The sequence below is a fragment of the Flavobacterium sp. UBA4854 genome, from assembly GCF_002399805.1.
GTDB classification, from domain to species: Bacteria; Bacteroidota; Bacteroidia; order Flavobacteriales; family Flavobacteriaceae; genus Flavobacterium; species Flavobacterium ginsengisoli.
In genome coordinates this window covers 1-6663 of record NZ_DHEI01000135.1, presented here as the reverse complement: position 1 = coordinate 6663, position 6663 = coordinate 1, and the positions used below count along the sequence as shown (strand labels likewise).

Genomic DNA, 6663 nt, shown 5'->3' with positions numbered 1-6663 from the left:
CCAGGAATGTACGTTTCTGCAAATATTAATATTGTGAATGCAACAGTTCCAGCATTACCAAAAGATGCCGTCGTGAGAAATGCTGATAAATACTTTGTTTTTATTCAAGAAGAAGGGCATGCAGAAGAAAAACACGATCATAAAGAAGGGGAAAAAGAAGAAGCGCATGAGGAAGAAGTTCATTTTAAAGCCGTAGAAGTAATTCCAGGAACAACCGATTTAGGTTTTACAGAAGTTAAGTTTGTAAATGATATTCCAGCCAACGCTAAGATTGTGACTAAAGGTGCATTTTATCTACTTTCGGCAATGAAGGGGGGAGGAGAGCATTCGCACTAGTTTTTTTAAAGATGCTAAGTTGCTAAGATACTAAGGGACTAAGTTTTTTTGTTGGAGTGGAATTTGCTCGGAAAGGCGCAAAGACGCAAAGTTTTTTATATAGAGAATAAACGTATTATTTGTCATTTCGACGAAGGAGAAATCTCCGTAAGTAGCTCTGTTCCTAAAATCTAATCTTTGTGGAGTTTCTCGCGGAGATTTCTCCTTCGTCGAAATGACATAAAATGAGAAAAAACTTTGCGTCTTTGCGTCTTTGCGAGATTAATTCGCCATAGTTAAATAAAAACTTAGCGCCTCTGCGGCAATAAACTTTAATACAAAATGCTTAAATTTAGGACATAATTTAAACAAAGTTTTGTGAACATAAAACTTGTCCCGATAGCTATCGGGATTAAATCTGAAATTCAAAAAATGATACATCAAGATAAAGAAGTAAAAAGTACAAAAAATAAAGCCAAACCTTCCTGCTGCTGTTCTCATGACGAACCTGTTCACTCTGAAAATGACGGACATGATCACGGAGGACACGACCACGAACACAATGTAGAGGGAGGTCTTTTTAAATTGTTTCTGCCCTCCATAATATCTTTTGTTTTACTGATTATAGGAATTGCTTTTGACAACTATTTTAAGCAAGAATGGTTTGCAGGATATGTTAGAATTGTATGGTATGCAATTGCCTATCTTCCTGTTGGAATTCCTGTTTTGCGAGAAGCTTACGAAAGTATTTTAAAAGGAGACGTTTTTTCGGAGTTTTTTCTAATGTGCATTGCTACAATTGGCGCATTTGCAATTGGCGAATATCCCGAAGGTGTTGCAGTGATGCTGTTTTATACGATTGGAGAAACTTTTCAAGGAATGGCAGTTAAGAGAGCAAAAACAAGCATTAAAAAACTGTTAGATCAGCGTCCTGATGAGGTGCATATTTTAGAAAATAATGTTGCCGTAAAAGTCAAAGCCAAAGACGTTCAGATTGGAGCTATTATTCAGCTTAAAGCTGGAGAAAAATTAGGTTTGGATGGCGAATTGTTATCCGATTCTGCTTTTGTAAATACAGCTGCTTTAACAGGAGAAAGCAAGCCGGCTACCAAAAAGAAAGGCGATACTGTTTTGGCAGGGATGATAAACGGAAATACTATTATCGAAGTAAAAGTAACAACAGCTTATAGCGATAGTAAATTGTCTAAAATTTTGGAATTGGTTCAAAATGCCACTGCAAAAAAAGCGCCTGCGGAGTTATTTATTAGAAAGTTTGCAAAAATATATACTCCAATTGTAGTGTATTTGGCAATCGCAATTTGTTTGGTTCCGATGCTCTTTGTGTCTAATTATGTTTTTACCGATTGGTTATATAGAGCATTAGTTTTCTTAGTTATTTCTTGTCCTTGTGCTTTAGTTATCAGTATTCCGCTTGGTTATTTTGGAGGAATTGGCGCTGCAAGCAGAAACGGAATTTTGTTTAAAGGAAGTAATTTCTTAGACAGTATTTCGACGATTCAAAATGTTGTAGTTGACAAAACGGGAACGATGACAGAAGGTGTTTTTAAAGTTCAGGATGTCATTATAAAACCAGAATTTGATAAAGACGAAATTTTAAAACTGGTTAATGTTTTAGAAAATAAAAGTTCTCATCCTGTGGCAACAGCAATTCATAATCATGTTGGAACCATTGATTCTTCGGTAGAATTGAAAGATATTGAAGAAATTTCAGGACACGGATTAAAAGCTACATACAAGGAGAAAGATTTGCATGTCGGGAATTTTAAATTATTGGATAAGTTCAACATTTCGTATGATATTGATCCTTCAACAATAGTTTACACTACAATTGCAATTGCTTACGGAGGTAAATTTGCAGGTTATTTGACTATTGCCGATGAAATAAAAGAAGATGCGAAAGAAACGGTTTCTAAACTAAAAGCTTTAGGAGTAAAATTGACCATGTTAAGTGGCGATAAGTCTAATGTTGTTCAGTTTGTAGCTGATAAAGTCGGAATTAAGAATGCTTTTGGCGATTTGCTTCCAGAAGATAAAGTAAATAAAGTAAACGAAATTAAAGCTAAAAATGAAACGATTGCCTTTGTTGGCGATGGTGTTAACGATGCGCCTGTAATCGCTTTAAGTACAGTTGGAATTGCAATGGGAGGTTTAGGAAGCGATGCCACAATCGAAACTGCCGATATTGTAATTCAGGACGATAAACCGAGTAAAATTGCAATGGCTATTAACATCGGAAAACAAACTAAAAAGATTGTTTGGCAAAATATTACATTGGCTTTTGTAGTAAAAGCTTTTGTATTAATTCTTGGCGCTGGCGGACTTGCAACAATGTGGGAAGCTGTTTTTGCAGATGTTGGCGTGGCGCTTTTAGCAATTTTGAATGCGGTTAGAATTCAGAGAATGAAGTTTTAAATAATTATTTGAGTTATATATATAGAAAAGCCCAATTCATTTGTTTGAATTGGGCTTTTTATATTTAGAATTATTTCTTTAAGTGCTTTGGCTCTTGAATTTCTCCATTACCAAAAGACCAATTTTCCAGACCATTATTTTCGAGCAAAACGATTATTACATTATTGATTGTAATTTCTGTTGAGGTACTGATTTTTGTTGCTATTTGCTGATACAATTTTCTCTTTTGTTCTAAGATTCTTCCTTGTCCAGCAGTTATTTGCACATAAACGATTTCTTCAGAATGTGAAATGCCTAAATAACTTTTAGGATATTTTATCTGATGAAACTCTAATTCTTCAATAACATGAAAATAATCATCTACAGGAATATTAAATTCTTCAATCAAAGATTGATGTACCGCTTCTGAAATATTATTTTTGGTTTTTAAGGGAAAGCGTTTTTGGCAGACTGATTCTAACGAAAGGCATTTTAATTCATTTAAATTTTAAATAAAATTACGGAACTTTTAATTACTAAAAATCCAATTCAATTATATTTTCATTATTCTCCAAAGTAATTTTCACAGGATTACTTTCAGAAGGAATTTGAGTTGGATACCAATTTCTAGTGGGCTGAACGAGAATCAATAAACCTTCATGATCGCCAATTGCAGCAAATTTTTCAGTATTTGTATTTTGAGTAAAGAAATGCAATCCGTGTTCTTCAATTAATTGGTTTCCTAATTGTAATGGACTTTCCGTAACAATTCCGATTTCGCTAATGCTTAAAATAGATGCTGCGTTGAAGTCGCCAACTTGTTCGTTGTTAAGATCGTGTCTAGCAATAAATTCCAGTAAATTTCCATTGTGATCGAAGAAGTAAATAGAATGTGCATTCCAATTTTCAAAATTCGTCACTACACTTTTATCTTCCAAAACAATTAAATCAACTTTGTCTTTGCACCATAGAATGGCTTTTTCAAGCTGATTCTCGGGAATATTAAAAGCAAAATGATATATAGAATCAAAGCTAGGATCTTCAACAAATTTTAAAATGGAAGTTCCAGCCTGAAACGTGATCGATTTTTGATCATTTTCCAGAATAAAAAGGTCAAAAATATTCTGATAAAATGCTTTCGTTTTTTGAATATCGTTTGTTTTGATTTGTATTTGATCTATTCTCATCATAGTGTTTTTTTATAAAAGAAAAAGCTTCTTTTGATTGACGAACAAATTTAAGAAACGTCAATTGTATTAGACTTACAGCGCTATTTTATGCATCAATGAAAGAATAATTAATAAGTATCGATTGACGTTAAAAGGTAACTTTAAAACATCTATTAAAGCTACAAAAAGGACAAACTGTTTTTGTTACGAGATTATTAAAAAATCTTTCATATTTAATCTTTGCATTTAAATAAAAAAACAGACTGTCTCACAAGTATAACTTTTATTTGTAAGCTTCGGAAGAAGCGAAATATTTATAGCAAAGAATAAACGTTTACAATATAAAGCTCCAAAGGAGCGATAATTAAGTTGCAGAAAAAATATGTTGCTCCTCTGGAGCTTTTTTATTTGTCTTATTTTGATATACTTATGGCTTCAATTGAGTCTTTTGTATTTTCAAATTCTATTATTTTATATTTTATTAATCTTTGATAATTAAGAAGCTTTGGAGCCAATTATAAATAAAACTAAAGATCGATTCATAAAAATAGCTGAATCTGAAATAGAAAATAATCCGCTTATATCAGACATGTTTGATAAAATAAAATTATTGGATCCTTATTATAACACCGCACTTGAATTTTATTTGAACGAACTTTATTGGCTAAATTTAGATGAAGGAAATTTTGTAGTTTTTGGACATGATCTTGATGGATATTTTGTAATGGATAAAAGAGATGCGGAAATTTTACAAATAACTGAATTTGAAAACTCTTTTCGTATATGCTTTTGTAATTCTGACATCGACAAATTTATATGTTTTAATAACCTGTTTATTAACTGGGTTATGAAAAGAATATCTAACGAAATTACTAAAGATGTAATTGAAGTATATTCTGAAACACTACAAAAAGTTCTAAAAAATATTGATGACAAAGCATTTTCTGATGAAAACTATTTTTGGATTGAACCTTTATATGAGATTTCTGAGGATTTTTTTCCACTTGGAGATGCAAGAATAAAATTGATTGAAAAACTAAGAAATACACCAGATTTAAATTTCTAATTTTTTAAATCTAATTTAAATCTGGAAATAATTAAAAAAGCCCATTTTATAAAAAGAAATGGGCTTAGCAGATTTGCAAATTTTGGGGCAAATGCAAATCATCAACTAACTTATTTTGGCATTTCAGGAATAATGATTCTTCTCGTTGGCGTGCTTAAAGTCTCGATAAAAGCTAATAAATCGACAATTTCTTCTTTGCTTAGATCTAGTTTTCTTAGCATTGGATCTACTTTTGGAATGAGAGAATCTCTAGCAGTTCCTAGATATTTCTTTTGAATTGGAGAAGGATTTCCTAAATTGTATAACTCTACAACATCTAGTAAAGTTGGGAAATGCCCATGATGCATCCATGGTTTTGTGTTTGCGACTTCACGAAGTGTTGGAGTTCTAAATTTGCCGATATCTTTTACATCTTTGGTAACATTATAACGTCCAAAATCTTCATTTTTTGTTCCGAATAAAGTTTGGCCGTCGTTATGAAATTGATTATCGCTGAAATAAGGCGTATTATGGCAATTGATGCATTGTGCTTTGGTTCTAAACAAATGCATTCCTTTTACTTGTTGATCGGTATAAACATCTGATTTTCCGCTTACAAACTGATCAAATTTACTTTTGGGACTGTTAATTGATCTTTCGAAAGTGGCAATGGCATATTGAATTCGCTCTAAAGTCACTTTTTTATCGCCAAAAGCTTCTGTAAACAGCGAATTGTAGCCTTTTATTTTGGCAATTTTGTCAACTGCAATTGTCAGTTTCTCATTCATTTCTAAAGGGTCTTGAACAGGAAACTGCGCTTGATCTTCTAGACTAGAAGCTCTTCCGTCCCAAAATAAAGAAGAGGCATATGCTGAATTTAAAATCGTCATAGAGTTGCGTTTTCCCGTTTGACGGTCATGGCCAAAAGAACGCGTGAGATTATCAGTCCATCCCAATTCTGGATTGTGACAAGAAGCGCAGGCAATTTGTCCGCTTCGAGATAATCTCGGATCAAAAAACAGAATCTTTCCCAAACTTTCTTTTTCTTTTGAATACGGATTATAAGCGGGATAAGGAACTGCAGGAAGCACACCAATATCTTGAAATTTTGATTTATCGATATTTTCATGTAATGCCGCAGCAGGCCATTTTGAAGCATCTCCGCTGGAATAGCGTTTCCTTAATTCCTGAATATTGATGTAATCAGGATTTTCCAAGCTTTTATAAGCCGTTAAGCTTAGCAGGAATAAGATTGGGATGATTAGTTTTTTCAATTCTCTTTTGTTTTGTTTTTTTATTTTGTTTCAAGTTGCAAGTTTTGAGTCACAGTCAGGCAGCCTTAACTTCCGAAAACTTTGTCAAAGTTTTAAACTTTGACAAAGTTGACTATGTACAACATTCACAATTCACAATTCACAATTCACAATTCACAATTCACAATTATAAAGTAACTTCTTTAGGACAATCAATACTTAAAGCAGTTGGTTTTGGATATGTTTTACTGTTGTACATTCTGTATTGTGTAGAAACTGTCCCTCCAAACAGTTTGTCGTTTGTAAGTTTTAATTCAAATGAAATTTCATATAAACCGTTGCTAATTTCTTTGTACGTTCCTTCTCCTGAAATAGCTATTTGATACGTATTTGTGGCGCTAGATCCAATTGTAATATCTTGTGGAATTACCAAAACAGTTCCTTCGGTTTTACTATTTCCATTTGCTGG

Annotated in this window: 6 protein-coding genes and 1 pseudogene; 3 read left to right on the top strand and 4 right to left on the bottom strand. The window is 32.8% G+C overall.

Going from position 1 to position 6663, the window contains the following annotated elements:
• Together B3J44_RS19685 and B3J44_RS19680 are read left to right on the top strand one after the other, a co-directional pair.
• Positions 1 to 336, top strand: a pseudogene (locus B3J44_RS19685) (efflux RND transporter periplasmic adaptor subunit); the annotation flags it as partial.
• Between the two features lie 411 nt (positions 337 to 747).
• Positions 748 to 2748, top strand: coding sequence for a heavy metal translocating P-type ATPase (locus B3J44_RS19680; RefSeq protein ID WP_286970955.1), 2001 nt, complete (start codon positions 748 to 750; stop codon positions 2746 to 2748).
• 70 nt (positions 2749 to 2818) lie between these two features.
• Here B3J44_RS19680 and B3J44_RS19675 read toward each other — a convergent pair whose 3' ends face one another.
• Together B3J44_RS19675 and B3J44_RS19670 are read right to left on the bottom strand one after the other, a co-directional pair.
• Complete coding sequence (locus B3J44_RS19675; protein WP_286970954.1) at positions 2819 to 3136, bottom strand: tautomerase family protein; 318 nt, start codon at positions 3134 to 3136, stop codon at positions 2819 to 2821.
• 127 nt (positions 3137 to 3263) lie between these two features.
• Complete coding sequence (locus B3J44_RS19670; protein WP_286970953.1) at positions 3264 to 3917, bottom strand: VOC family protein; 654 nt, start codon at positions 3915 to 3917, stop codon at positions 3264 to 3266.
• A gap of 484 nt (positions 3918 to 4401) precedes the next feature.
• On the opposite strand from B3J44_RS19670, the gene B3J44_RS19665 reads away from it, so the two are divergent.
• Positions 4402 to 4962 (top strand): SUKH-4 family immunity protein, encoded by a 561-nt coding sequence (locus B3J44_RS19665; RefSeq protein ID WP_286970951.1) that lies wholly within the window; start codon positions 4402 to 4404, stop codon positions 4960 to 4962.
• Positions 4963 to 5072: 110 nt separating this feature from the next.
• Here the strand turns inward: B3J44_RS19665 and B3J44_RS19660 are convergent, their stop codons facing one another.
• Together B3J44_RS19660 and B3J44_RS19655 are read right to left on the bottom strand one after the other, a co-directional pair.
• Positions 5073 to 6215 (bottom strand): cytochrome-c peroxidase, encoded by a 1143-nt coding sequence (locus B3J44_RS19660; protein ID WP_286970947.1) that lies wholly within the window; start codon positions 6213 to 6215, stop codon positions 5073 to 5075.
• A 166-nt stretch (positions 6216 to 6381) separates the two neighbouring features.
• Positions 6382 to 6663, bottom strand: a 282-nt coding sequence (locus B3J44_RS19655; protein WP_286970945.1) for a hypothetical protein, incomplete at its 5' end; no start/stop codon positions are given.